The sequence below is a fragment of the Ramlibacter sp. GS1-15 genome (assembly GCF_057785015.1).
This window is the reverse complement of sequence record NZ_JBYNTU010000001.1, coordinates 1,148,006-1,173,096: the sequence shown is the minus strand read 5'-3', so window position 1 is coordinate 1,173,096 and position 25,091 is coordinate 1,148,006. Positions and strand designations below refer to the sequence as shown.

Annotated in this window: 30 protein-coding genes; 14 read left to right on the top strand and 16 right to left on the bottom strand. The window is 67.1% G+C overall.

Going from position 1 to position 25,091, the window contains the following annotated elements:
- The first annotated feature begins 52 nt into the window (after positions 1-52).
- Genes AC3EF3_RS05840 through AC3EF3_RS05825 form a run of 4 tightly spaced genes read left to right on the top strand, consistent with a single transcriptional unit; the run spans position 53 to position 4,239 of the window.
- Positions 53-1,120, top strand: coding sequence for an ABC transporter ATP-binding protein (locus tag AC3EF3_RS05840; RefSeq protein ID WP_488531213.1), 1,068 nt, complete (start codon positions 53-55; stop codon positions 1,118-1,120).
- A 13-nt stretch (positions 1,121-1,133) separates the two neighbouring features.
- On the top strand, positions 1,134-2,462 hold the full coding sequence (locus tag AC3EF3_RS05835; protein WP_488531212.1) for an ABC transporter substrate-binding protein: 1,329 nt from the start codon (positions 1,134-1,136) through the stop codon (positions 2,460-2,462).
- 2 nt (positions 2,463-2,464) lie between these two features.
- Positions 2,465-3,364 carry a carbohydrate ABC transporter permease gene (locus AC3EF3_RS05830; RefSeq protein WP_488531211.1) on the top strand — a complete coding sequence of 300 codons (900 nt, stop codon included), beginning with the start codon at positions 2,465-2,467 and terminating at the stop codon, positions 3,362-3,364.
- Positions 3,365-3,396: 32 nt separating this feature from the next.
- On the top strand, positions 3,397-4,239 hold the full coding sequence (locus AC3EF3_RS05825; protein ID WP_488533741.1) for a carbohydrate ABC transporter permease: 843 nt from the start codon (positions 3,397-3,399) through the stop codon (positions 4,237-4,239).
- 7 nt (positions 4,240-4,246) lie between these two features.
- Here AC3EF3_RS05825 and AC3EF3_RS05820 read toward each other — a convergent pair whose 3' ends face one another.
- Positions 4,247-4,534 carry a hypothetical protein gene (locus AC3EF3_RS05820; protein ID WP_488531210.1) on the bottom strand — a complete coding sequence of 96 codons (288 nt, stop codon included), beginning with the start codon at positions 4,532-4,534 and terminating at the stop codon, positions 4,247-4,249.
- A 203-nt stretch (positions 4,535-4,737) separates the two neighbouring features.
- Here AC3EF3_RS05820 and AC3EF3_RS05815 point away from each other — a divergent pair, with 203 nt between their 5' ends.
- From AC3EF3_RS05815 to AC3EF3_RS05800, 4 genes are read left to right on the top strand one after another with little or no spacing between them, the layout of a single operon-like run.
- On the top strand, positions 4,738-5,160 hold the full coding sequence (locus AC3EF3_RS05815; RefSeq protein ID WP_488531209.1) for a VOC family protein: 423 nt from the start codon (positions 4,738-4,740) through the stop codon (positions 5,158-5,160).
- 55 nt (positions 5,161-5,215) lie between these two features.
- Positions 5,216-5,608 (top strand): VOC family protein, encoded by a 393-nt coding sequence (locus tag AC3EF3_RS05810; protein WP_488531208.1) that lies wholly within the window; start codon positions 5,216-5,218, stop codon positions 5,606-5,608.
- A gap of 19 nt (positions 5,609-5,627) precedes the next feature.
- Positions 5,628-6,203, top strand: a complete 576-nt coding sequence (locus AC3EF3_RS05805) for a cysteine hydrolase family protein (protein ID WP_488531207.1) — start codon at positions 5,628-5,630, stop codon at positions 6,201-6,203.
- A gap of 18 nt (positions 6,204-6,221) precedes the next feature.
- The gene (locus tag AC3EF3_RS05800; protein ID WP_488531206.1) at positions 6,222-6,689 is read left to right on the top strand and encodes a hypothetical protein; all 468 of its coding nucleotides are present in this window, start codon (positions 6,222-6,224) and stop codon (positions 6,687-6,689) included.
- Here AC3EF3_RS05800 and AC3EF3_RS05795 read toward each other — a convergent pair.
- The 6 genes from AC3EF3_RS05795 to AC3EF3_RS05770 all read right to left on the bottom strand — a co-directional run bounded on the left by AC3EF3_RS05795 (position 6,667) and on the right by AC3EF3_RS05770 (position 13,346).
- Entirely contained in the window at positions 6,667-7,746 is a 1,080-nt protein-coding gene (locus AC3EF3_RS05795; RefSeq protein ID WP_488531205.1) for a TRAP transporter substrate-binding protein, read from the bottom strand. The two genes, AC3EF3_RS05800 and AC3EF3_RS05795, sit on opposite strands and share 23 nt — an antisense overlap.
- A gap of 24 nt (positions 7,747-7,770) precedes the next feature.
- Positions 7,771-8,850, bottom strand: a complete 1,080-nt coding sequence (locus AC3EF3_RS05790) for a TRAP transporter substrate-binding protein (protein WP_488531204.1) — start codon at positions 8,848-8,850, stop codon at positions 7,771-7,773.
- A gap of 148 nt (positions 8,851-8,998) precedes the next feature.
- Positions 8,999-10,078 carry a TRAP transporter substrate-binding protein gene (locus AC3EF3_RS05785; RefSeq protein WP_488531203.1) on the bottom strand — a complete coding sequence of 360 codons (1,080 nt, stop codon included), beginning with the start codon at positions 10,076-10,078 and terminating at the stop codon, positions 8,999-9,001.
- Between the two features lie 171 nt (positions 10,079-10,249).
- Positions 10,250-12,127, bottom strand: a complete 1,878-nt coding sequence (gene dxs, locus AC3EF3_RS05780) for a 1-deoxy-D-xylulose-5-phosphate synthase (RefSeq protein WP_488531202.1) — start codon at positions 12,125-12,127, stop codon at positions 10,250-10,252.
- A 92-nt stretch (positions 12,128-12,219) separates the two neighbouring features.
- Positions 12,220-13,134: a polyprenyl synthetase family protein gene (locus AC3EF3_RS05775; RefSeq protein ID WP_488531201.1), complete on the bottom strand. Its 915-nt coding sequence runs from the start codon at positions 13,132-13,134 to the stop codon at positions 12,220-12,222.
- On the bottom strand, positions 13,119-13,346 hold the full coding sequence (locus AC3EF3_RS05770; RefSeq protein ID WP_488531200.1) for an exodeoxyribonuclease VII small subunit: 228 nt from the start codon (positions 13,344-13,346) through the stop codon (positions 13,119-13,121). Before AC3EF3_RS05770 ends, AC3EF3_RS05775 begins: the two co-directional genes overlap by 16 nt.
- 183 nt (positions 13,347-13,529) lie before the next feature.
- On the opposite strand from AC3EF3_RS05770, the gene AC3EF3_RS05765 reads away from it, so the two are divergent.
- The 3 genes from AC3EF3_RS05765 to AC3EF3_RS05755 are packed head-to-tail and all read left to right on the top strand — an operon-like array spanning position 13,530 to position 16,483.
- Entirely contained in the window at positions 13,530-14,660 is a 1,131-nt protein-coding gene (locus tag AC3EF3_RS05765) for an aromatic ring-hydroxylating oxygenase subunit alpha (protein WP_488531199.1), read from the top strand.
- A 27-nt stretch (positions 14,661-14,687) separates the two neighbouring features.
- Entirely contained in the window at positions 14,688-15,581 is an 894-nt protein-coding gene (locus AC3EF3_RS05760) for a DMT family transporter (protein WP_488533740.1), read from the top strand.
- Positions 15,582-15,592: 11 nt separating this feature from the next.
- Positions 15,593-16,483, top strand: a complete 891-nt coding sequence (locus AC3EF3_RS05755; protein ID WP_488531198.1) for a sulfurtransferase — start codon at positions 15,593-15,595, stop codon at positions 16,481-16,483.
- Positions 16,484-16,495: 12 nt separating this feature from the next.
- On the opposite strand, the gene AC3EF3_RS05750 is transcribed toward AC3EF3_RS05755, so the two are convergent.
- Positions 16,496-16,765 (bottom strand): hypothetical protein, encoded by a 270-nt coding sequence (locus tag AC3EF3_RS05750; protein ID WP_488531197.1) that lies wholly within the window; start codon positions 16,763-16,765, stop codon positions 16,496-16,498.
- 42 nt (positions 16,766-16,807) lie between these two features.
- Here AC3EF3_RS05750 and AC3EF3_RS05745 point away from each other — a divergent pair, with 42 nt between their 5' ends.
- A complete protein-coding gene (locus AC3EF3_RS05745) occupies positions 16,808-17,113 on the top strand; it encodes a hypothetical protein (RefSeq protein WP_488531196.1) in 306 nt (101 codons plus the stop codon).
- A gap of 104 nt (positions 17,114-17,217) precedes the next feature.
- Here the strand turns inward: AC3EF3_RS05745 and AC3EF3_RS05740 are convergent, their stop codons facing one another.
- The 4 genes from AC3EF3_RS05740 to AC3EF3_RS05725 form a co-directional block, all read right to left on the bottom strand.
- Complete coding sequence (locus tag AC3EF3_RS05740; protein ID WP_488531195.1) at positions 17,218-17,442, bottom strand: hypothetical protein; 225 nt, start codon at positions 17,440-17,442, stop codon at positions 17,218-17,220.
- 98 nt (positions 17,443-17,540) lie between these two features.
- Entirely contained in the window at positions 17,541-18,377 is an 837-nt protein-coding gene (locus tag AC3EF3_RS05735; protein WP_488531194.1) for an alpha/beta hydrolase, read from the bottom strand.
- A 2-nt stretch (positions 18,378-18,379) separates the two neighbouring features.
- The gene (locus AC3EF3_RS05730; RefSeq protein WP_488531193.1) at positions 18,380-18,679 is read right to left on the bottom strand and encodes a serine/threonine protein kinase; all 300 of its coding nucleotides are present in this window, start codon (positions 18,677-18,679) and stop codon (positions 18,380-18,382) included.
- A 118-nt stretch (positions 18,680-18,797) separates the two neighbouring features.
- Entirely contained in the window at positions 18,798-19,514 is a 717-nt protein-coding gene (locus AC3EF3_RS05725; protein ID WP_488531192.1) for a tyrosine-protein phosphatase, read from the bottom strand.
- 81 nt (positions 19,515-19,595) lie between these two features.
- On the opposite strand from AC3EF3_RS05725, the gene AC3EF3_RS05720 reads away from it, so the two are divergent.
- Positions 19,596-19,793: a hypothetical protein gene (locus tag AC3EF3_RS05720; RefSeq protein ID WP_488531191.1), complete on the top strand. Its 198-nt coding sequence runs from the start codon at positions 19,596-19,598 to the stop codon at positions 19,791-19,793.
- A gap of 109 nt (positions 19,794-19,902) precedes the next feature.
- Here the strand turns inward: AC3EF3_RS05720 and AC3EF3_RS05715 are convergent, their stop codons facing one another.
- Together AC3EF3_RS05715 and AC3EF3_RS05710 are read right to left on the bottom strand one after the other, a co-directional pair.
- Positions 19,903-20,475: a DUF4142 domain-containing protein gene (locus AC3EF3_RS05715; RefSeq protein WP_488531190.1), complete on the bottom strand. Its 573-nt coding sequence runs from the start codon at positions 20,473-20,475 to the stop codon at positions 19,903-19,905.
- Between the two features lie 81 nt (positions 20,476-20,556).
- Positions 20,557-22,611 carry an ATP-dependent helicase gene (locus AC3EF3_RS05710; RefSeq protein ID WP_488531189.1) on the bottom strand — a complete coding sequence of 685 codons (2,055 nt, stop codon included), beginning with the start codon at positions 22,609-22,611 and terminating at the stop codon, positions 20,557-20,559.
- A gap of 3 nt (positions 22,612-22,614) precedes the next feature.
- On the opposite strand from AC3EF3_RS05710, the gene AC3EF3_RS05705 reads away from it, so the two are divergent.
- Positions 22,615-23,553: a DUF72 domain-containing protein gene (locus tag AC3EF3_RS05705; RefSeq protein WP_488531188.1), complete on the top strand. Its 939-nt coding sequence runs from the start codon at positions 22,615-22,617 to the stop codon at positions 23,551-23,553.
- Here the strand turns inward: AC3EF3_RS05705 and AC3EF3_RS05700 are convergent.
- Both AC3EF3_RS05700 and AC3EF3_RS05695 read right to left on the bottom strand, forming a co-directional pair.
- Positions 23,550-24,293: a DUF4142 domain-containing protein gene (locus AC3EF3_RS05700; RefSeq protein ID WP_488531187.1), complete on the bottom strand. Its 744-nt coding sequence runs from the start codon at positions 24,291-24,293 to the stop codon at positions 23,550-23,552. The two genes, AC3EF3_RS05705 and AC3EF3_RS05700, sit on opposite strands and share 4 nt — an antisense overlap.
- Positions 24,294-24,404: 111 nt before the next feature.
- A complete protein-coding gene (locus AC3EF3_RS05695) occupies positions 24,405-25,085 on the bottom strand; it encodes a DUF4142 domain-containing protein (RefSeq protein ID WP_488531186.1) in 681 nt (226 codons plus the stop codon).
- Positions 25,086-25,091 lie beyond the last annotated feature (6 nt).

The window sequence follows — 25,091 nt, the reverse complement described above, 5'->3', positions numbered from 1 at the left end:
GGTAAGACCTGATGCCCCCTGGTTGCGGGCCTCGCGACACTGCACCCGCACCATGGCCAGCGTCACCATTCATTCGGTCCGGAAGGCCTTCGGCGAAACGCCGGTCCTGCACGGCGTGGACATCGAGATCCCCGACGGCTCGTTCACCGTGCTCGTCGGGCCTTCGGGCTGCGGCAAGTCCACGCTCCTGCGCATGATCGCCGGGCTGGAGCACATCACGGGCGGCGAGATCCGCATCGGCGGCAAGGTCGTGAACGACATGCCGCCCAAGGCACGCGACATCGCGATGGTGTTCCAGAACTACGCGCTGTACCCGCACATGACGGTGCGCGACAACATGGCCTTCTCGCTGCAGCTCGCGAAGATGGACAAGGCGGCCATCCAGCAGAAGGTCGAGCGCGCCGCCGAGATCCTCGCACTGGGCGATTACCTCGACCGCTTTCCGCGCCAGCTCTCGGGCGGGCAGCGCCAGCGCGTCGCGATGGGCCGGGCGATCGTGCGCGACCCGCAGGTGTTCCTGTTCGACGAGCCCCTCTCGAACCTCGACGCCAAGCTGCGTGTCGCGATGCGCAGCGAAATCAAGGAACTGCACCAGCGGCTGAAGACCACCTCGATCTACGTCACGCACGACCAGATCGAGGCCATGACGATGGGCGACCAGATCGTCGTCATGCGCGACGGGCGCATCGAGCAGACGGGCAGCCCGCTCGAGCTGTACGACCATCCCGCGAACCAGTTCGTCGCCGGCTTCATCGGCTCGCCCGCGATGAATTTCCTGCCGGGCACCGTGCGGCGCGCGAACGGCGCCGCGTACGTGGAGCTGAAGGGCGGCGCGCGCCTGCCCGCGCCGCCCTCGTCCGCCGCCGACGGCCAGCCGGTCGTGTTCGGCACGCGGCCGGAGCACCTCACCCTCGGGAACGAGGGCGGCATCCCCGCCCAGGTGGTCGTGATGGAACCCACCGGCATGGACACCTTCATCGCCTGCCGCCATGAAGGCCAGGACATCGCGGCGGTGTTCCGCGAACGCTACGACTTCGCGCCCGGCACGCGCCTGCACCTGATGCCGGACCTTTCGCGTGCCCACCTGTTCGATGCGCAAACGGGCCAGCGCATTCTTTGAAAAGGAGACAGCCATGAGCGATTTCAACCGCCGCAAGTTCCTCGAAGGCTCCGCCGGCGTGGCGGCCGCCGCCACGCTGGGCGGCAGCGCCGCCGTGTTCGCCCCGGCCGTGCACGCGCAGAACGTGTCGTTCAAGCCGGAGAAGGGCGCCAAGTTGCGCGTGCTGCGCTGGAGCCGTTTCGTGCAGGGCGACATCGACCAGTACATGAAGAACGTCGCTGCGTTCACCGCGAAGACGGGCATCGAGGTGCGCGTCGACAACGAGAACTGGGAAGACGTGCGCCCGAAGGCCGCGGTGGCCGCCAACACCGGCGCGGGGCCGGACATCATCCTGTCGACCAACGACGACGCGAACCTCTATCCGGACAAGCTCCTGGACGTGACCGACCTTGCCGAGTACCTCGGCAGGAAGTACGGCGGCTGGTACGACTCGGTGAAGTCCTATGTGCGGCCCGACGGCAAGAAGTGGATCGCGCTGGGCCTGGGGTGCGCGGGCTCGATGATGGTCTATCGCCAGAGCATGCTGAAGGCCGCGGGCTTCGATGCCTTCCCGAAGGACACCGACGGGTTCCTCAAGATGTGCCAGGCGCTGCACGCGAAAGGCACGCCGGTCGGCTTCGCTCTGGGCCACGCCACCGGGGACGGCCTGTGGTGCAACTGGCTGATGTGGTCGCACGGCGGCAAGCTGGTCGACCAGAACAACAAGGTCGTGGTCAACAGCCCCGAGACGCTGAAAGGCCTGGAGTACGGCAAGCAGCTCTATGCGACCTTCATCCCCGGCACGCTGTCGTGGCTGGACCCGAGCAACAACAAGGCCTTCCTCGACGGCCAGATCAGCTGCACGAACAACGGCATCTCGATCTACTACGCCGCGAAGAATGCCCAGGACGAGAAGGTGAAGGCGCTCGCGAGCGACATCAACCACTCCACCTTCCCGGTCGGGCCGGTGGGCCAGCCCACCGAGTCGCACCTGTTCCTCAACCAGATGATCATGAAGTACACCAAGTACCCGCAGGCGGCCAAGGAGTTCCTGCGCTTCATGATGGAGCAGGAGCAGTTCGACCCGTGGCTCACGGCGTGCGGCGGCTACATCTCGCAGCCGCTCGCCGCGTACGAGAAGGTCGCCGTCTGGACGGCCGACCCGAAGAACACGCCCTACCGCGACGCAACGAAGAACATGCGACCGACGGGCTACGCCGGCAAGCTCGGTTACGCGAGCGCCGGGGCGGGTGCGGACTTCATCGTCGTCGACATGGTGGCCGAGGCGATCAGCGGATCGAAGTCGCCGCAGGAAGCCATGGAGCGGGCGCAGAAACGCGCCGAACGCTACTACAAGGTCTGATCTTGCTCGAGCGGCTCCAGAACAGCCGCAACGCCCTGGGCTTGCTGTTCATGCTGCCCGCGGCGGTGCTGCTGCTGCTGTTCCTCACCTATCCGCTCGGCCTGGGCGTCTGGCTCGGTTTCACCGACGCCAAGGTCGGGCGCGGGGGCGAATGGATAGGCCTGGAGAACTACGAGTTCCTCTGGGGCGACGAAGTCACGCGGCTCGCGCTCTTCAACACGCTCTTCTACACCGTCGTCGCGAGCATCCTGAAATTCGGGCTGGGCCTGTGGCTCGCGCTGATCCTGAACCGCAACATCCGGTTCAAGACCTTCTTCCGGGCCGTGATCCTGCTGCCCTACATCGTGCCCACGGCCCTGTCGGCGATCGCGTTCTGGTGGATCTACGACTCGCAGTTCTCCATCGTGAGCTGGGCGCTGATGAAGATGGGCCTGATCCACGAGTACATCGATTTCCTCGGCGTGCCGTGGAACGCGCGCCTGTCGACCATCGCCGCCAACGTGTGGCGTGGCGTGCCGTTCGTGGCGATCACGCTGTTGGCCGGCCTGCAGACGATCTCGCCGAGCTATTACGAAGCCTCCGCGATCGACGGCGCGACGCCCTGGCAGCAGTTCCGCTACGTGACGCTGCCGCTGCTCACGCCGATCATCGCGGTGGTCATGACGTTCTCGGTGCTCTTCACGTTCACCGACTTCCAGCTGATCTACGTGCTCACGCGCGGCGGCCCGCTCAACGCCACGCACCTGATGGCGACGCTGTCGTTCCAGCGCGCGATTCCCGGCGGCGCCCTGGGCGAAGGCGCGGCGATTTCCATCGCGATGGTGCCTTTCCTGCTGGCCGCGATCATGTTCAGCTACTTCGGCCTGCAGCGGCGCGCGTGGCAGCAGGGCGGGAAGGACTGATGTCGAACCCGAACCTCTCCCACATCGAGGGCATGAGCTACCTCGAATCCCCGATGCGCAAGGCGGTGACGACCTACCTGCCGCTCGCGGTGTTCGTTTTCGTGCTGCTCTTCCCCTTCTACTGGATGACGGTGACGTCGTTCAAACCCAACAACGAATTGCTGTCACGCGAAGGCAACCCTTTCTGGGTGCACGCGCCCACGCTGGATCACATCAGGAAACTGCTCTTCGAAACCAGCTACCCGCAGTGGATGTGGAACACGCTCCTGGTGTCGGTGGTCTCGACCTTCGCGTCGCTCGCCGCCTCGGTGTTCGCCGCGTATGCGATCGAGCGCCTGCGCTTTTCCGGCGCGAAGCATGTCGGGCTGGCGATCTTCCTGGCGTACCTGGTGCCGCCCTCGATCCTGTTCATCCCGCTCGCGTCGGTGGTGTTCCAGCTCGGCCTGTTCGACACGCGCCTCGCGCTCATCCTCACCTACCCCACCTTCCTCATCCCGTTCAGCACGTGGCTGCTGATGGGCTACTTCCGCAGCATCCCACACGAGCTGGAGGAGTGCGCGCTGATCGACGGCGCGACGCGCTGGCAGATCCTCACGCGCATCGTGCTGCCGCTCGCCGTGCCGGGCCTGATCAGCGCCGGCATCTTCGCTTTCACGCTCTCGTGGAACGAGTTCATCTATGCGCTCACCTTCGTCAGCTCGAGCGAGATCAAGACCATCCCGATCGGCGTGGTGACCGAACTCGTCGAAGGCGACGTGTACCACTGGGGATCGCTGATGGCCGGCGCACTGCTGGGCTCCATCCCCGTGGCCATCGTGTATTCCTTCTTCGTCGAGTACTACGTGGCCGGCATGACGGGCTCCGTGAAGGAGTGATGCGCGGCTAGTCGTGGTTCTTGGTGACGTTGCCGAACACGTCGGCCTCGTGGAGCGAGCCTGGCCGGGTGAAGCGGCTGTCGCTTTCGCGCTCATAGACCCGCTGCGCACGCGGCAGGTCTCCCAGCTGGCTGTCGAGGGTGGACACGGAATCCTCCCAGACGCTCCAGTCGACCTGCGAATTGCCTTCCGCCACCACCTCCGGCAGCGGCAAAGGTCCGCCCGGTCCCGCCGATGGCGATGCCGTCGAGCGGCGCCTGCGCACCGGCGCTTCCTGCTTGCGCGGAGGCGTCATTCCGAGCTGCCGTTTGATCCAGTTAAGCATCATCGACTCCTCTGGCGGGCCGCACTGCCGGCCAGCCGCTCTTCTTGCTCGCACTCCCTCGAAGGCATTCTGCGAGCTGCGCCCCGACAGTGCAACAGGAATTTGCAGGGGCACGACAGGGTTCCGGGCATGGCTACGATGGACGGACCGTTTCGCGACCCGAAGCGACGACCATGAAGCCGCGCATCACCTTGATCACCCTGGGCGTCGACGACCTGCCGCGCGCCCTCGCCTTCTACCGCGACGGCCTGGGCTGGCCGACGCAAGGCATCGTCGGCGAGCAGTTCGAGAACGGCGCCGTCGCCTTCTTCGACCTCGCGAATGGCCTGCGGCTGGCGCTGTGGCCGCGCCGCAGCCTGGCCCTTGACTCCGGCCTGCCGCTGTCCGCGCGCGCCACGACGGACTTCGCGCTCGCCCACAACGTCGCGACCCGCGAGGAGGTCGATGCCGCGATGCAGCAGGCGCAGCGCGCGGGCGCCACCATCGTCAAAAGCCCGCAGCCCACGTTCTACGGCGGCTACGCGGGATATTTCCGGGACCCGGACGGCCACCTGTGGGAAGTGGCGTTCAACCCGGACCTGCTGCCTGGGGACTGAGGTGCTGCAGTTCATGTACCGCGCCCCCGTGCCGCGCACCAGCTGACTTCGCTTCATGGCCATCGAGCTCGACCACCTCATCGTTCCTTCGCACGACAAAAGGACGGCCGCGCAGTTGCTGGCTTTCCTCCTCGGGGTGCCCTGGTCCGAAACCGGCGTGGGCCCGTTCTGCCCGGTGTTCGTCAACGACGGCCTGACGCTGGACTTCGACCAGGCCGAAGGCGAGCTGCCGACGCTTCACTACTGCTTTCGCGTTTCGGAGCAGCAGTTCGATGAGATCCTGGGGCGTATCCGTGCGCGCGGATTCGGGTACCGGAGCACGCCGGGCGGTCCGGTCGACATGCGGGTCAATCACCATGGCGGCGGACGGCACGTCTACTGGAGCCAGCCGGACGACCACGTCTGGGAGATCCTGACCGTGAGCTACGCTCGCCAGGATGCCACGTGACCGTCGTACGATTGCGGCCATGAGCACCATCCGCCCCGGCAACCGACCCGCGCTCGTCGTCGTCGACGTGCAGGCGGGCGTCATGGCACGTACCTGGGACGCCCCGCGCGTGATCGCGAACGTCGCGCGCGCCGTCGAACGGTCGCGCGAGCAATCCGTGCCCGTCATCTGGGTCCAGCACGAGGATGACGAAATGCCCCGAGGTTCGCCGCAGTGGCAAATCGTGCCCGAACTCGTGCCGGCCGACGGCGACGTGCGCATCCACAAGCGCTACGAATCGTCCTTCGAGGAGACGCAACTCGAGGCGGAGCTCGCGCGCCTGGGTGTGACGCACATCGTCCTGGCGGGCGCAATGACCAACTGGTGCATCCGCGCGACGGCATACGGATCCCTGGACCGCGGCTACGACCTGACCCTCGTCAGGGACGCACACACGACGGCCAGCATCGAGCTGAACGACGGGTCGCTGATCGAAGCGCGCGGCATGGTCACCGACCTGAATCTCGCGATGACGTGGCTCAACTACCCGGGCCGCAAGAACGGCGCCGCGAGCGTCGACCAGCTGGATTTCTCCGTGCCCGGCGGCACGCGCTGACGGGTTTCAACGCCACCGATGAACGACGCCCTCGACCGCCTCTCTGGCGAGCTCGACCTGGACGCGCCGGGCAACGAGCAGCTGCGCTTTCGCTTTGCCTTCGCATGCGTCGCGCGCGTGCGGCATCTGCTGGAAGACGCACAGGTCATCGAGTGCCTGGATGCACTCGGCCGTTACCTCGACGGCCGCCTGACGCGCCAACAACTGGAACCGTTCGCGACGCACGCCGCGGCGCTGGCCAACCACCACCCGGGCTCGCGCTCGATCGATGGCTGCGGGCATGCCGCGGTGTCGGCGAGCTACGCCGTCGCGAACGCGTTGGCCGGCAAGGCACGGCAGGCCGCGGAGTACGCCGCGTACGCCGCCGTGTATGGCCAGGGCGGGTACGGCGCCGCGGCCGATCGCGATTCGTTCGAACCCGAATTCGCGTGGCAGGCGCAGTGCCTGGCCACGCTGGCCGCGATCAGAGCTTCTGCGCCTGCATGAAGCGGTCGAAGGTCGCTTCGGTGAAGCGGAACCACAGGTTCTCGTCGGCGCGGAACTTCGCCAGATCGTCATAGATCTTCTTGAAGCCCGCGTTCTTCGCCGAAGTTTCCTGGTAGATCGCCATCGAGGCCTTGAACGCCTCGTTCATCATGTCCGCGGAGAACGGGCGCAGCTTGGCGCCGCCGCCCACCAGTTGCTTCAGCGCGATCGGGTTGCGCGCGTCGTACTTGGCCTGGATGTCCAGCATGGCCTGCGCCGCGGCAGCTTCCACGATGGCCTTGTTCTCGGCCGACAGCGACTCCCAGGCCTTCGTGTTGATGAAGAAATCGAGCTGCGCGGATCCTTCCCAGAAACCCGGGTAGTAGTAGTACGGCGCGACCTTCGCGAAGCCGAGCTTCTGGTCGTCGTACGGGCCCACCCATTCGGCCGCGTCGATCGTGCCCTTCTCGAGGGCGGTGTAGATCTCGCCGCCGGGGATGTTCTGCGGCACCGCGCCCAGGCGCTCCATCACCTTGCCCGCGAAGCCGGCAATGCGGAACTTCAGGCCCTTCATGTCCTTGAGGCTCTTGATCTCCTTGCGGAACCAGCCGCCCATCTGCGCGCCGGTGTTGCCGCCCGGCAGGTTGTAGATGTTGTACTTGGCGTAGAACTCGCGCATCAGCTTCAGGCCGTTGCCCTCGTACATCCACGCGTTCATCTGCCGGCTGTTCAGGCCGAAGGGAATCGCGCAGCCCAGCGAGAACGTTTCGTCCTTGCCGTAGAAGTAGTACGGCGCCGTCTGGCAGATCTCCACAGTGGCGTTCTGCACGGCGTCGACCACGCCGAGCGCGGGCATCAGCTCGCCGGCCGCATGCGTGGAAATCTCGAACTTGCCGCCGGACATCGCGCGCACGGACTTCGCGAAGGTCTCCGCGCCGCCGAACAGGGTGTCCAGCGATTTCGGGAAGCTCGATGCGAGGCGCCAGCGGATCGCCGCTTGCGCATGCACCGCCGGCGCGATGCCCGCCGCGAGCACGCCGGCGATGCCGGCATTCTTGATGAGGGATCTGCGATCCATGAGCTTGTCTCCTGGTGAGCGTGATCAGAGCTTCTGGGACTGCATGAAGCGATCGAAGGTCGCCTCGGTGAAGCGGAACCACAGGTTCTGGTCGGAGCGGAATTTGGCGTAGTCGGCGTAGACCTTCTTCCAGTTCTCGTTTTTCGCCGAGAGCTCCTCGTACAGGGCCATCGACTGCTTGAACGCTGCGGCCATGAGGTCCGCCGGGAAAGGGCGCAGCTTGGCGCCCGTGCCGACGAGCTGCTTGAGCGCGCCCGGGTTCTTCACATCGTACTTCGCCTGCATCTCGACGTGGGCGAACGCGCTGGCCGTTTCGACGATGGCCTTCTGCTCGTCATTGAGCGCGTTGTAGGCCTTGTTGTTGATGTAGAGGTCCAGCTGCAGGCCGCCTTCCCACCAGCCGGGGTAGTAGTAGTACGGCGCGACCTTGTTGAAGCCGAGCTTCTGGTCGTCGTACGGCCCGATCCATTCGGCCGCGTCGATCGTGCCCTTCTCGAGCGACTGGTAGATCTCGCCGCCGGGAATGTTCTGCGGCACGCCGCCGAGCCGCTCGAGCACCTTGCCGGCGAAGCCGCCGATGCGGAACTTCAGGCCCTTGAGGTCATTGACCGACTTGATCTCCTTGCGGAACCAGCCGCCCATCTGCGCACCGGTGTTGCCGCAGGGGAAATGGATGATGTTGTACTTGGCGTAGAACTCGCGCATCAGCTTCAGGCCGTTGCCGTCGAAGGTCCACGCGCTCATCTGGCGGCTGTTCAGGCCGAAGGGAATCGCCCCGCCGATCGCGAAGGTCTCGTCCTTGCCGAAGAAGTAATAGGGCGCCGTGTGCGCCGCCTCCACGGTGCCGTTCTGCACGCCGTCGACCACGCCGAAGGCGGGCATCAGCTCGCCGGCCGCATGCACGCTGATGTCGAACTTGCCGCCCGACAGCTGCTTCACCTTCTGCGCGAACACCTCGGCGCCGCCGTAGATCGTGTCGAGCGACTTCGGAAAGCTGGAGGCCAGGCGCCAGCGAATGGCGGCTTGCGCGTGCACGGCAGGGGCGACGCCCGCGGCGAGCACGCCCGCGATGCCGGCACCGCGGATCAGGGAACGACGATCCATGCTTATCTCCTTCGTAGTGGTTGTATGGCGCGGGCATGATGGCGGTTGCATTTGCACCCATGCTTTCAGGCCACTGACGCGAAGGAGTGGTCGTCAGGAAAATGAAAAGGCCGCCCGAAGGCGGCCTTTCGTGTGAAGCGCTTAGGGCTTACAGCTTCTGCGACTGCATGAAGCGGTCGAAGCCCATTTCCGTGAAGCGGAACCACAGGTTCTGGTCGGCGCGGAACTTGGCGTAGTCCGCGTAGATCTTCTTCCAGCTCTCGTTCTTCGTGCTCAGGTCGCTGTAGATCTGCATCGCCGACTTGAAGGCGGCCGACATCACGTCGTTCGGGAAGGGACGCAGCTTGGTGCCGGCGCCCACCAGCTCCTTCAGCGCCTTCGGGTTGCGCGCGTCATAGCGCGCCTGCATCACGACGTGCGCTTCGGACGCGGCCGTCTCGACGATGGCCTTGTTCTCCGGGGACAGCGCTTCGTACGCCTTCTGGTTGATCAGGAAGTCCAGCTGCGGGCCGCCTTCCCACCAGCCGGGATAGTAGTAGAACGGGGCGACCTTGTTGAACCCCAGCTTCTGGTCGTCGTACGGACCCACCCACTCGGCCGCATCGATCGTGCCCTTCTCCAGCGCCTGGTAGATCTCGCCGCCGGGGATGTTCTGCGGCACCGCGCCCAGGGGGCTGAGCACCTTGCCGCCGAAGCCGCCGATGCGGAACTTCAGGCCCTTGAGGTCGGCGACCGACTTGATCTCCTTGCGGAACCAGCCGCCCATCTGCGCGCCCGTGTTGCCGCCGGGGAAGTTCACGATGTTGTACTTGGCGTAGAACTCACGCATCAGCTTGAGGCCGTTGCCGTCGTACATCCACGCGGTCATCTGGCGGCTGTTCAGGCCGAAGGGGATGGCGCAGCCCAGCGCGAAGCACTCGTCCTTGCCGAAGAAGTAGTAGGGCGCGGTGTGCGCGACTTCCACGGTGCCCTGCTGCACGCCGTCCACCACGCCCAGTGCGGGCATCAGCTCGCCGGCCGCGTGCGTGGAGACCTCGAACTTGCCGCCGGACATCTTCTTGATCTTGTCGGCGAACACGTCGGCCGCGCCGAAGATCGTGTCCAGCGATTTCGGGAAACTGGAAGCCAGGCGCCAGCGAATGGCGGCCTGCGCGTGAACGGCGGGCGCGATGCCCGCGGCCAGCACGCCGGCGATGCCTGCGTTCTTGATAAGTGATCGACGATCCATTGAAGGCGCTCCTCGTTGAAATGAATGCGGAACAAATCCAACTGCCTGCCATTGCAAGCAATCTGCCAGCATTCTAGGAACGCGATCACTTAGGTTTTCAGGGGTTTTCCCTTGCGAAACCTTAGCCGTAGCGACGAGCGTCAGAAAAGTTTCAGGAACGAAAGTCGCAAGCTAGCCCACGACTTTCAGGGGCGCGGGCTTGCCGGCCAGCTCCCCGAAACGGTGGCGGATGGAGCTCTCGATACCCGCCGCATCGAGCCCCTGCAGCGCCAGCAGGCGCGCCGGGTCGCCGTGCGGGATGAACTCGTCGCGCAGGCCCAGCTGCAACAGGGGCTTCATCACGCCCGCGGCTTGCAGCGCCTCGCCCACCGCGCTGCCCGCGCCGCCCATGATCGCGCCCTCCTCGATCGTGACCAGCGCGTCGTGACACGAGGCGATGGAAAGCAGGAGTTCGGTGTCGATCGGCTTGGCCCAGCGCATGTCCACCACTGTGGCATTGATCCGCTCGGCCGCGGCGAGTGCCGGATGCAGCAGGGTGCCGAACGCGAGGATCGCGACCCGCTGGCCCTCGCGCCGCACCTGGCCCTTGCCGAAAGGCAGCGGCTCGAGTCCGGGCTCCACTGCAACGCCCGGACCGGCGCCACGCGGATAGCGCACCGCCACCGGATGGTCCTGCCCGAATGCGGTGGTGAGGAGCTTGCGGCACTCGTTCTCGTCCGACGGGCAGGCGATGCCCATGTTCGGGATGCAGCGCAGGTACGGGATGTCGTAGGCGCCCGCGTGCGTGGGGCCGTCGGCGCCGACGATGCCGGCGCGATCCAGCGCAAACACCACCGGAAGGTTTTGCAGCGCGACGTCGTGGATCAACTGGTCGTAAGCGCGCTGCAGGAACGTGGAGTAGATCGCCACGACCGGCTTCACGCCCTCGCAGGCCATGCCGGCCGCGAAGGTCACGGCGTGCTGCTCGGCGATGCCGACGTCGTAGTAACGGTCGGGGAAACGCCTTTCGAATTCCACCAGGCCCGAGCCTTCGCGCATCGCCGGCGTGATGCCCACCAGGCGCTCGTCCTTCGCGGCCATGTCGCACAGCCACTGGCCGAACACCTGCGTGAACGTGAGCTTGCTCGCCGTGCTGGGCACGATTCCCACCTTGGGATCGAACTTCGACGGGCCGTGGTAGGCCACCGGGTCGGCCTCGGCCAGCTTGTAGCCCTGCCCCTTCTTCGTGACCACGTGCAGGAATTGCGGGCCGGACAGTCGCTTGATGTTCTCCAGCGTCGGCACCAGCGACTCGAGGTCGTGGCCGTCGATCGGGCCGACGTAGTTGAAACCGAACTTCTCGAACAGCGTCGCGGGCACCACCATGCCCTTGGCGTGCTCCTCGAAGCGCTTGGCCAGCTCGAACAGCGGCGGCGCGGCTTTCAGCACCGTCTTGCCGACGTTCTTCGCGGCGGCGTAGAACTGCCCGCTCATGAGTTGCGCGAGATAGCGATTGAGCGCGCCCACCGGCGGACTGATCGACATGTCGTTGTCGTTCAGGATCACGAGCAGGTCCGCATCGGCGACGCCCGCGTTGTTCAGTGCCTCGAAGGCCATGCCCGCGGTCATCGCGCCGTCGCCGATCACGGCCACGGCCTTGCGGTTCTCGCCCTTGCGCTTGGCGGCGAGCGCCATGCCCAGCGCCGCCGAGATGCTGGTGGACGAATGCGCGGTGCCGAAGGCGTCGTACTCGCTTTCGGCACGCGTCGGGAAGCCGGCGAGCCCGCCCAGCTGGCGCAGGGTCGCCATGCGGTCACGCCGCCCCGTGAGGATCTTGTGCGGATAGGTCTGGTGGCCCACGTCCCACACGATGCGGTCGTAGGGCGTGTTGTAGACGTAGTGCAGCGCGATGGACAGTTCCACCGTGCCGAGGTTGGAGCTCAGGTGCCCACCGGTCTTCGAGACGCTGTCGAGCAGGTACGCGCGCAGTTCGTCCGCCAGCGGCAGCAGTTGCGTGCGCGGCAGCTTGCGCAGGTCGGACGGGTCGTTGATCGTTTCGAGAAGGGTCATTCAGACTCCGCACGGCCGCCCGAAGGAGGCTGAGGCCCCCTCGGGGGGCAGCGCACTACACGAAGTGAGAAGCGTGGGGGTGCACATGTTTTCTAATTGTCGCGGTCGACCACCATGATGGCGAGTGCGCGTAAAGCGCGTGTGTCGGGCAGGCCGCTCGCGTCGAGCGCGGCCAGGGCCTGCTCGCGCAGTTCGCGGGCGTGGGCGCGCGAGCGCTCCAGGCCCAGGATGGACACGTAGGTCGGCTTGTTCTGGTGGGCGTCCTTGCCCGCCGTCTTGCCGAGCGTCGCCGAATCGGCCGTGACGTCGAGGATGTCGTCGACGACCTGGAAGGCGATCCCCAGCGCCGCGCCATAGGCCTGCAGCGCTTCGCGCGCGGCGGCGGGCGCATCGCCACAGGCCGCACCCATCATCACGCTGCCTTCGAGCAGCGCGCCCGTCTTGCGCCGGTGCATCTCGCGCAGCTGCGCTTCCGTGAGGCTGCGGCCGACGCTCGCGAGGTCGATCGCCTGTCCGCCCGCCATGCCCGCATGACCGGCAGCACGCGCGAGCAGGCGGCACAGCTGCGCCTGCACGCGCTCGGGGATCGCCCCCGTGTCGGGCACGAGCAGCTCGAAGGCCAGCGCCTGCAAGGCATCGCCCGCGAGCAGCGCCTGGGCCTGGCCGAACTTCACGTGCACCGTGGGCTTGCCGCGGCGCAGGACGTCGTCGTCCATGCACGGCATGTCGTCGTGCACCAGCGAGTAGGCGTGGATCAATTCGACGGCGCAGGCCGCGCGCAGCGCCGCTTCGTCGCGCCCGTCGACGGCTTCACTGGCGGCGAGCACGAGCATCGGCCGCAGGCGCTTGCCGCCATCGAGCACCGCGTAGCGCATCGCTTCGCCCAGGCCCGCCGGCGCCTCGGCCACGACCCAGCGCGAAAGCGCCTGTTCCACGCGGGCCAGCCGCTCGCTGCTCCACGCCGCCAGGTCGAAAGCGGATGCCTGCGGGGTCACTCCTGCGTCCAAGGCTTGAGCACTCCTTCGTCGAGCACCTTGATCTGGTTCTCGACGGCCTGCAATTTGTCACGGCAGAACTGCAGCAGCTGCGCGCCGCGCTGGTAGCCCGTGAGCAGTTCCTCGAGCGGCAACTGGCCCGATTCGATGCGGCCGACCAGCTGCTCGAGCTCGGCCAGGGCCGCTTCGTAGCTGGCGGGAGCTTGGAAAGGGGGTTGGGACATTGCGCGCGTGCGGTGGAAAACATCGGATTTTAGGCTGTGCCATGCCGGGGAACCCCCGGGGTAGAATCCCCCTCCCACATACCGGGCATCGGCCCGGTTTTTGTTGCGTTCTTCGCGCGCGTATCTCCCAAAAGAAACAGCGCTTCCCTGCCCCTTCATAGGGGGAGTCTCTAGGTCAGGTTCATGTCTGATTTAAGTCTTCAGCTACAGCAGGCCGCAAGCCAACTCTCCGTCTCCAGCTATTTCGACCCAGCGCTCTTCCGGCGCGAAATGGAGACCCTCTTCCAGCGCGGGCCCCGCTACGTGGGGCACGCCAACGCCGTCCCCAACCCGGGGGACTACCACGCCCTGCCGCAAGAAGGCGAAGGGCGCGCGCTGCTGCGCACGCCGAAAGGCGTGGAGCTCATCTCCAATGTCTGCCGCCATCGCCAGGCCGTGATCCTGAAGGGCCGCGGCTCGCTCACGGAAAATCGCACCACGGGCGGCAACATCGTGTGCCCCCTGCACCGCTGGACATACAGCGGCGGCAACGGCTCCAGGGCCGGCACGCTGCTGGGCGCGCCCCATTTCCCCGAGGACCCGTGCCTGAACCTGAACAACTACCCCTTGCAGGAATGGAACGGGATGCTGTTCGAGCACAACGGCGTGGATGTCGCAAAGCAGCTTGCGGGGCTCGGTCCCCGTGCCGAACTCGATTTCAGCGGCATGGTGCTGGACCACGTCGAGCTGCACGAGTGCAACTACAACTGGAAGACCTTCATCGAGGTGTACCTCGAGGACTACCACGTCGGCCCGTTCCATCCTGGCCTGGGCAACTTCGTCACCTGCGAAGACCTGCGCTGGGAGTTCAAGGAGAACTATTCCGTACAGACCGTGGGCGTGGCCAACCGCCTCGGCAAGCCCGGCAGCGACGTGTACAAGCGCTGGCACAACGCGCTGATGAACTACCGCTCCGGCGAGCCGCCGAAATACGGCGCGATCTGGCTCACGTACTACCCGCACATCATGGTGGAGTGGTACCCGCACGTGCTCACCGTGTCCACGCTGCACCCGGTCTCACCGGAGAAGACGCTCAACATGGTGGAGTTCTACTACCCCGAGGAGATCGCCGCCTTCGAACGCGAGTTCGTCGAGGCCCAGCGCGCCGCCTACATGGAAACCTGCGTGGAGGATGACGAGATCGCCGAGCGCATGGACGCGGGCCGCAGGGCGCTGATGAAGCGCGGCGACGACGAGGTCGGCCCCTACCAGAGCCCGATGGAAGACGGCATGCAGCACTTCCACGAGTGGTATCGCAGCCGAATGGGTTTGTAAGAGCCCCGTTTCGTGCACGCCCTCTGGATGATCGCGGGCGCGTTCTTCTTCGCCACCATGGCGGTGTGCGTGAAGTACGCCTCCACCTGGTTCAACAGCTCCGAGCTCGTGTTCTGGCGCGGCCTGCTCGGCATGTTCTTCATGTGGCTGCTGGCGCGCAGCCAGGGCATCACGCTCGCCACCCGCTATCCCCTGATGCACGGGTGGCGCAGCCTGGTCGGCGTGATCTCGCTGGGCGCGTGGTTCTACGCGCTGGCCACCCTGCCTCTGGCCACCGCGATGACGCTGAATTACATGAGCAGCGTGTGGGTCGCTGCCTTCCTCGTCGGCGGCGCGCTGATCGCGTGGAACCCGCGCAACGGCGAGCCCTGGCCCGCGCGGCAAGGCGTGCTGGCACTGGCCGTGATCGCGGGCTTCGTCGGCGTGGTGCTCATGTTGCGGCCGAGCGTCGAGCAGAACCAGGTCTTCGGCGCGATCGTCGGCCTGCTGTCCGGCATCACCGCGGCCTTCGCGTACATGCAGGTGATGGCGCTGGGCAAGATCGGCGAGCCCGACACCCGCACCGTCTTCTACTTCGCGGTCGGCTCCGCGGTCGCGGGCGCGATCGGCATGATGTTCGAGAGCAACTCCGGCCAGTCGCTCACGGATTGGCGCCATGCGTGGTGGCTCCTGCCGGTCGGCGTCCTCGCCTCGCTCGGCCAGCTGTGCATCACGCGCGCCTACAGCCGCGGCGCGACGCTGGTCGTGGCCAGCCTGCAATATTTCGGCATCGTCTTCGGCGCGATCTACAGCATCACGCTGTTCGGCGACACGCTGCCCCCGACGGGCTGGCTCGGCGTGGCGCTGATCGTCGCGAGCGGCGTCGGCTCCACCGTGCTGCGTGCGCGTGCCGCACCCGACGCGCCGGCCGAAGAACACTGATAATTTCGGGCATGTACACGACGCTCATCTCGGTGGAAGAACTGCAGCGCCTGCGCGCGAGCGGCGCGCCGCACATGCTGTTCGATTGCAGCTTCGACCTCACGAACCCGGCCGCCGGCGAGGAGGCCTATCGCAGGTCGCATATCCCCGGTGCCATGTACGCGCACCTGGACGACGACCTCAGCGACAAGGGCGTCGTCGAGCCCGACGGCACGCACCATCCTCATCCGGATGCGGCCTCGGGCGGCCGCCACCCGCTGCCCAGCCGCGAGAAATTCGCGATGTGGCTGTCGAAGATGGGCTTCGCGAACGAGATGCAGGCCGTCGTCTACGACCGCAACAACAGCAACTACTGCGGGCGCCTGTGGTGGATGCTCAAGTGGCTCGGGCACGATGCGGTCGCCGTGCTCGACGGCGGCCTGCAGGCCTGGCAGGCCGCGGGCGGCGAAGTGACGGACCGTGCCGAGACCGCGCACTTCCAGAGCAATTTCAGGATTGGGCCGGAGCTGCGGCGCCTGGTGACCACGAAAGACGTGCTTGCGCATCTCGATCGCGCGGACCAGACCCTCGTCGACGCGCGCGCGCCCCAGCGCTTTCGCGGCGAGGTCGAACCGATGGACCCGGTCGCGGGACACATCCCCGGTGCGCTCAATCGCCCGTCCGCGGAAAACATCGGCCCGGACGGCCGCTTCAAGCCCGCGGCGCAACTGCGCGCGGAGTTCGAGAAGGTGCTCGCCGGCCGCGATCCCGCCACGGTGGTGCACCACTGCGGCAGCGGGGTGAGCGCGGTGCCGAACCTGGTCGCGATGGAGGTCGCGGGCTTCGGCCCCACCGGGCTCTATGCGGGAAGCTGGAGCGAATGGTGCCGCGATCCCTCGCGGCCCATCGCCAAAGGCGAATAGCGAAGGCCAGCGTCAGCGGTTGCCCACGCTGTTCTTCGGCGTGCGATTGCCGGAACCTTCGGCGACTCCGGTCTGCTGACCGGGCCGGCTCTGGCCGAGGCCGCCGTTCAGGCCCGTACCCGGGCCGCCCATGGCGGCCGTGCCGCCGCCGGAGCCGGTCGAACCCGCCGGGGGCTTGTTGTTCGCATCCGCACTGGACTTCGCGCCCGTGTCGCGATGGCACGCGGCCAGCCCCAGCGACGTCACCGCCGCCAGGACCAGCGCGCAAACGCGAGAAGGCATCAGCGGCTGGCTGCGCTTGCGGCCGGGCTTGCCGACGAGCTGGTGTCGCTGCTCGTGCTGCCCGAGGTCGAGCCGGTACCGGTGGCGCCCATCGAGCCGGTGCTCGGCGCGGTGGAGCTGCTGCCCATGCTCGAGCTGCCGCTCGTGCCGGAGGTCGACGGCGATGTGGAGGCGGTCGACCCCGTGCTGCCTGGCGTGGAGCTCGTGCTGCCGGTCGACCCGGTGGCGGTTCCTCCTTCGCGCTTGCTGCACGCGCCGAGCGAAAGGGCGGCCGTCACGGCCAGAGCGGCGGCTGTCACTTGGGTCAGGGTCATCTTCATCGGGTTACTCCTTAAATCGGATTCGTGAAATTCGCGAAAGCGCAAGGGCAGCCGCGACTGCCCTAGGCTGACTCTAGGCAGGTCGCGCTTCCGCTGTGTCGGCACCTGCAGCAATCGCGTGTAGGACAGAGCTCAACCTTGGCTCCTGCCGCGCTCGGCGGGAGTCTTGTCGGTCTGCTTCATCGCGCCTTCCGCGGCATTGCCCCGCCCGCCCATGCCGCTGTTGCCGCTGGCCGGCGTGCCCGCGTCCTCCATCTGCACTTCGGGCGAAGGTGTCTTCTTGTTCTTGGTGTCGGCTTCCTGGGTGGCGGGCTTGGGATCCACGCCGCCGCTGCGCGTCTTGCTCGCTGGATTCATGGTGCTCTCCTTGTGAGGGTCGATGCGACAGTGTTGCGCCGGTGCATTCGCCATGCTGTCGGCGCGTGCGGGGCACGCCTGTAGGTGCCGGATGTCGGTCAGAGGGCCGCCAGCGCGCTCGCGAGCGCCGAGCGGAAGCTCGGGTGCTTGTGCACGTCGCCGTGGCCCGCGCCTTCGAGGCAGTGCAGGCGTGCGGCGGGCACGGCGTCGGTCAGGGCATGGCTGTGGTGGATGCCGATGAGCTCGTCCTTGTCGCCGTGGATCAGGATCAGCGGGCCGCCCAGGCGCGCCGCGTGTTCGGCCGTGTGCAGCGGATAACGCAGCACGCGCCCGGGCACCCACGGATAGAGCTCCTCGGCCAGCGCGCGCATGCTGCTGTAGGGGGAGACGAGCAGCGTGAGATCCGGCGCACGGCCCTCGGCGCACAACTGCGCGCCGAGGCCCGCGGCCAGCGCGGTTCCCAACGACTGCCCCGCGATCACCACGCGCTTGCCGGCGTACTGCGCGGCGTAGGCATCCCACACCGCGCGCACGTCGGCGCGCAACTGTTCCTCGCTTTCGATACGGCCCGAGCTCTTGCCGTAGCCGCGGTAATCGAACATCACGACGTCGAAATTCACTTCACGGAAGGCGTCGAGATCGACCAGGCAGTCGCGCAGGTTGCCCGAGTTGCCGTGCAGGAAGAACACCACACCGCGCGGCGACGGCTGCGTGAATTGGGCGGCCGACAGGCGCGCGCCCTCGACCTCGATCCAGCGCTCGTGCACGTCGGGATCGTCCGTGAGCTTGTCGTCCGGTTTCAGGGGCGTCGGCTCGAACAGGATCTTTTCCTGCCGGAACCACAGCCATCCGATGGCGGCGGTGTACGCCGCGGCAGCCGCCGCGAGCAATCCGAGAGAGAACAGCGCGTAAACCATACCCTCCCGCGGCTTCATGATCATTTCCGCCGGTTGGCCGGATCGCTCGGGCCGTTTCGATCGGAGAGGATTTCGCCCGGCGGCCCGAGTGGCGCACTGTCGCCGCCCTTGGCCTGCCAAGTCCCGCCGTGCGAGGTTTCCTTGCCGCGGGGATGGGCCATGTCGTCGTCGTCCAGATTGACGCTGCCGCCGCCCATGGGCTTGTCGTCGGCCGCGCCATGGTCGCGCTCGTTCACGCCACTGGGAGCGACCAGGTCGGGCTGGCTGTCGCTCGTCTGGCCGATCTTGCGCGGATCCTTCGGGTTTTCCTGTTCGGGCATGTACAGCGCCTCCTTGGGCGAAGCATGCATGCCCGCATGAACTCAGCGATGTAGGAGCCCGACGGCGCCGCGGGTAGGAGGCACCATGGAAGCTGCGCAGGATGCGAAGCTGTTCGAGCTAGCGCTCTTGCATGTACAGGTCGCGCAAACGTGTGCGTTCGGCGGGGCCCAGCCCGAGCCCCTTTCGCAGGTAGGCATCGAGGCCACCCCACTGCGCATCGACCTCGTCGAAGGCCGCCTGCAGGAAATCCGGCTGCACGCCCCACAGCACCTTCACGACGTGCGGCGGCAGGGACCAGCCGCCCGTGTCCGTCGGCCGCAGCCTTTCGTTCGTGAGGAGGTAATCGCGCAGCACCTCGTGCTCGGGCACGTCCAAGGCGCGCAGCACCAGCGCCGCCGCGAAGCCCGTGCGGTCCTTGCCCGCCGTGCAATGGAACACCGTGGGTTCGTTCGATTCGAGCAGGTGGGCGAAGAACTCGGCGAAGCGATGCGTGCTGTGGCGCACGAAGGAGCGGTAGGTGTCCTGCATGTGGTGCACGACGTCATCGGCCGTCAACTCGTGGCCCGCCTCGCGCATCTTCGCGAGCGCCTGCACCACGGTCGGCTCGATCGCCAGCGAATGCACCTCCACGTCGGGCAGCCGGCACGCGGCTGCCGTGCGCTCGTGCACGCCGCGGAAATCGAGCACGCGCTTGATCCCCAGTGCCTGGATGGCGCGGGCGTCGTCTTCATCGAGCGCGCCGAGATGGTCGGAGCGGTAAAGGGTGCCGCGCGCGAGCGGCGCGCCGACGTGCGCCGCGAGGTCGCGGAAATTCGAGGGGTTCTTGAGGGGCACACCGCATTTTCGCGCATGCGCCGGGGTGCCCCGTCAGGAGCGCGCGCGCGTCAGCGGCTGCGGCTGGAGGGCTTGCTTTCCTTGCCGCTCGAGCTGGCGCGCCGATTGTTGTTCCCGCGGGCGCGTTCGCTTTGCGCCGCGCTGTTCTGGTTGCTCGCGCGGGCGCCGCGGCTGCCGGCCTCGGAACGGCTCATGGTGCTGCGGCCGGACTTCGACGACGAGGACTTGGATGAAGAGGATGAACGCGATGCCATAGATTGCTCCTTTGAATGCATGTGACGAGGGCCGCGCTGGTGCGCGGCCCAGGGTCAACTTTGGGGAGCGAATGGCCGGGGCGCTGTCGGCCCGTGCTGCGGTCTCGTGTAGGACTTCGCGGGCCGCGCCGGTTTCAACCCGCCAGCGACGACAGGACGCCCTGGGCGTTCGCCAGGTGCACGCGCAGGACGGTGAGCGACCGGTCGATCCAGGCGCGCAGGTCGCGGTCGCGCACGTCGCGCCGGGCCTTCTCGAAGGACGCGATGGCTGCGCGGTGGTCCTCGATGCCGACCACCCGGATGTAGCCGTTGTCGAACGCGTCGCTGCGCGGCACGGCGGCCAGGCGATGCAGCTTGGTCTGCTTGTCGGCCGGCAGGCCCTTGGGCGGGGCCACGCCGTGCGCGCTCATCAATGCGACCAGCTCGTTGTTCATCAGGGTCTGCTGCTGCACCAGGCGCTGCGCATAGTCGCGCACGGCGGGGCTCACGGCGCGCTCGGCGGCCAGCCTGGACACTTCGATCTCGTACACCATCTTCGCCGCTACCTTGGTGACGAAGTCGCGCTCGGCCGCATTGAATGGCCTCGCCGCCACGATCGCGGTCGGCGGGCCCGCACCCATGCGCATGTCGGGCGAGTTGAGCGCCGCGCACCCGGCGAGCGCCAAGGCGCCAGCGGCAAGGACGAAGGTTCGAACGGCGTACTGCATCGAATGTCTCCCGGCGATGAGCCGATTGGACCCCGCTGAGCCGCCCTTGTGCGCTCACTGTTGGCAAATGTTCGATCTGTATCAGCGCCAGGCCGCGCGCGCCCGCGCGTGCACCTGCATCACTGGCGGCTGGGGCTGGGCCGAGGCCGCGCCTTGCCCCGGCGCTGCCGCCGGCCACGTGACCTGGTCGAAGCGATCGAGCATGGCGTCGGTGACGAAGCGCGTCCGCGCCGCGTACATGTGGCGGTCGCCGCCGCTGCCTTGCTGCGTGACATAGAAGCGGTGCGGCACGACGAGGTGCAGGTGTTCCTTCGAACGCGTCATCGCGACGTACAGCAGCCGGCGCTCCTCCTCGATCTCCTCGGTCGTGCCGGTGGCCATGTCGCTCGGGATGCAGCCGTCGACGCAATTGAGCACGTACACGCAGCGCCACTCCTGCCCCTTGGCACTGTGGATCGTCGAGAGGACCAGATAGTCCTCGTCGAGGTGCGGCACGCCGGATTGGTCGCTGGTGGACTGCGGCGGATCGAGCGTGAGTTCCGTCAGGAACCGTTCGCGGCTGGCGTAGCCCGTCGCCAGGCGCGCGAGCTGTTCGACGTCGAGCTTGCGCACCGGCGCGTCGTCGTGCATGCGCTCGAGCTGCGGCAGGTACCAGGCCTTGGCGCGCTCCATGTCGGCAGGCCAGGCGAGCTCGGGCGCGCGCAATTGCAGATACAGCTGCGCGAACCGGGTCCACTCCTCGCGTGTGGCCGCGGGCGACGCGAACTGCTGAAGGGCTTCGACCGGGTCGGCCGCCTCGCCCATCGCATCGAGCAGGCGCGTCGCGCTCGCCTGCCCGATGCCGGGAACCAGCTGCAAGGCACGAAAGCCCGCCATGCGGCCGCGCGGGTTCTGGGCGAAGCGCAGGATGGCCAGCAGGTCCTTCACGTGCGCGGCTTCGAGGAATTTCAGCCCACCGAACTTCACGAACGGGATGTCGCGCCGCGCGAGTTCCAGTTCGAGCGCCGCGCTGTGGTCGCTCGCGCGAAACAGCACCGCCTGCGACTTGAGCTGCGCGCCCGCCTCGCGATGGCGCAGCACTTCATCGGCCACCCATTTCGCCTGCTGCGCCTCGTCGGGCACGAGCAGGAGTTGCGCCCGCGCGTGCCCCGGCTTGTCGGTCCACAGGTTCTTCGCATGCCGCTCGCGCGCCGCACCGATCACCGCATTGCTCGCCTCGAGCACCGGCTGCGTGCTGCGGTAGTTGCGCTCGAGCGTGACGATGCGCGCGGGCTGCGTGAACTGGTGCGGGAAATCCAGGATGTTGCGCACCGTCGCACCGCGGAAGGAATAGATGCTCTGCGCGTCGTCGCCCACCACCGTGACGCCCTGCCCCGCCGGTTTCATCGCGAGCAGGATCTCGGCCTGCAGCTTGTTGGTGTCCTGGTACTCGTCGACCAGCACATGGTCGAAGCGCGCCCCGATCTCCTGCGCGAGCGAAGGCTCGGCCACCATCTCGGCCCAGAACGACAGCAGGTCGTCGTAATCGAGCACGTTCTGGTCCTGCTTGGCCTCGACGTACGCGCCGAACAGCTTCCTGAGTTCGTTCTCCCACTGCACGCACCACGGGTAGATGTCCTGCAGCACGCGGTCCAGCGGGTCGCGCGTGTTGAGCACGCGCGAGTAGATGCCCAGGCAAGTGCCCTTGAGCGGAAAGCGGTTCTTCGTCTCCGCCAGGCCGATCTCGTGGCGCACCATGCCCATCAGGTCCTCGGCGTCGCCGCGGTCGTGGATGGTGAAGGATTCATCGAGCCCGATGCGCGGCGCGTACTCGCGCAGCAGGCGCGCGCCGATGCTGTGGAAGGTGCCCGACCACGGCAGGTTCGGCAGCGGCTGCGTGGGCGACAAGCCCAGCGCCTTCTGCAGCACGGAGCCGACGCGCCGCTCCATCTCCTGCGCTGCGCGGCGGCTGAAGGTGAGCAGCATGATGCGCTGCGGGTCCGCACCGTGGCGGATGAGGTTGGCGACCCGGTGCGCGAGCGTGTTGGTCTTGCCCGAGCCCGCGCCCGCGATCACGAGCAGGGGACGCGTGTCCTGCGCCTGGTCTCCGGTGCCGTGCTGGACGGCAGCGAGCTGCTCGGGGTTGAGGTCGTTCACGGCATGACGGGGGTACTGCGATCCCTGTATATTAATCCAGTGACTGCGATCCTCATCGGCTCGGCCTCATGGACCGACAAGACGCTGATCGAATGCGGCCGCTTCTACCCGAAGGACTGCCGCACGGCCGAAGCGCGCCTGCGCTTCTATGCCTCGCAGTTCCCCATCGTCGAGGTCGATTCCAGCTACTACGGCATGCCGACGCCGCAGAACGCGCAGCTGTGGGCCGAGCGCTCGCCGCAGGGCTTCGTCTTCAACGTGAAGGCGTTTCGCTTGTTCACCGGCCACCAGACCTCGCCCGAGGTGCTGCACAAGGACATCCAGCAGGCGCTGGGAGCCGAGGCACCCAGGACGCTGTACTACGCGGACACGCCCGCGGAAATCCGCGACGAGCTGTGGCGCCGCTTCATCGAGGCGCTCGCCCCGTTGAAAGATGCCGGCAGGCTCGGCGCCGTGCACTTCCAGTTCGCGCCCTGGGTGATCCGCAATCGCGACGGCATGGCGCACGTGCGCGAATGCGTCGAACGGATGGGCGGCCACGATGTCGCCGTCGAGTTCCGCAACAAGACCTGGCTCGACGAGGAGCATGCGGAGCGGACGATCGCCTTCGAGCGCGAGCTTGGCGTGATCCACACCATCGTCGACGGGCCGCAAGGGTTCACGAACAGCGTGCCCTGCGTGTGGGAAGCGACCAGCCCGAAGATCGCGCTCCTGCGCCTGCACGGGCGCAACAAGGCGACCTGGAACATCAAGGCGGCCGCGTCATCCAGCCGCTTCGATTACTGGTATTCCCCCGAAGAGCTCGAGGCGATGGTGCCCGAGATCCGCGAAATCGCCTCGAAGGTCGATGCGATGCACGTGCTCTTCAACACCAACTACCAGGACCAGGGCCAGGTGAACGCGCGCCTGATGCGGCAGATCCTCCAGGTGCAGGGGCACTAGCGCGTCGCCGATTCGGTCAGCTTGACGGCCACCGGCCGCACGGGCCCGAGCAGCATGTTGCCTTCTGCGAGGTCACCGGACTTGATGGCGTCCTGCGGCAATGCCGGCGCGAGCTTCGCGATCTGCGTGGCGGAGCCGGTGAGCCGCTCGGCGCTGGCGAGCTGGTAGCGCATGGCGGGCAACGTGCGGGCTATCCACGCGCGCAGTGCGGCGTCATGCACGCCGCCCGCGGCCTTCTCGAACGCGGCCACGCCTTCCTGCCCGGAACGCAGGCCCACCATCTCCATCCACTCGCGATCGAACCTGGCGCCCTGCAGCTTCGCCAGCTGGTTGAGCGCCTTGCGTTGCTCGTTCGACAACATCGGTGGCGCCATGTTGCGGGCATGGAGCATCTGCTGCAGCTCGGCCTGCCGGGCCGCGTGGTGGTTGACCAGCGTCGCCGCGAGCGACCGCACATTCGGGTTCGCCGATTTCGCGAGCGCCATGCGCGCCGCATCGCTTTCGAAACGGCCTTGTGCCGCTGCGTCCTTCAGGAACCGCCACTCGTCGCGCTGCCCGGCCGTGAGCCGTTTCGCGTAAGGGGCCGCCGCCGCGGCAAACGTGTTCGGTCGGGCGACTGCGGAGGACTGGCCCGGCCTGGCTTTCACCACCGGCGGCTCGCCGCCCGTGGATGCGCCGGCAAAGCCGGCATGCAACGCGAACATCGCGATGACGATGAGGCCGAGGCTGAAGCACTTCATGTGGAGCTCCCCCGAGGAACCTCATCTTTTCACCGCGGCTGCGCGCGACGGTGTCGGACGGCGCCTGACAGCCATGTCGGACGCACGAGCCAAGGAGCAGCTCAGCTGCGCTCAGCCGCCGCTCTTCGCCGCGCCCCGATTGCCCATCGATGCCGCGTTGCTCTTTCCGGCTTCGGGCAGCTTCCGGGCCATGGCGTAATGCTCACGCAGATGCGGCAAGGTCTTCTGCACCCAGGCCTTCAGGTCCGGGTCCTTCACATCGTTGGCCGCCTTCTCGAACTTCCTGATGTCCTGCTCGTGGTCCTTGATGCCGACCTCCTTCACGAAGTCCCTGTCGAACTCCGCGCCCGATTTCCTGCCGAGCTTTTCGGCCGCGTGGCGTTTGGCGCGGTCGGGAGCGGCCGACAGCTCGACGTGCTTGCTGTTCGCCAGCTGCACGAGTTCATTGTTGGCCTCCTGGTGGTCCTGCACGAGCTTGTTCGCGAAGTCCTTGACGGCGGGGTCGGTCGCCTTCGATGCCGCGAGCTGCGCGACCTCGACTTCGAACATGCCGCCTTCCGCAGCGTCCTGGATGAACTTGCGGTCGGATCTCGCGAGCCGGTCATCCTTGCGCGTTTCGGTGTTGCGGGTGCCGGTGCCGGGTTGCGCGGCCGGCGCGGCCCGGCCGCCCGTCATCGACGAGCCGGTGGTGGTGCCGGGCGATCCGCTGGAGCCGCTGGTCTGCGCCAGCGAAACGCCCGAGGCCAATGCGAGCGCGACGACGATCGTCAATGGCTGCGAAGTCTTGGTCATGAGGTT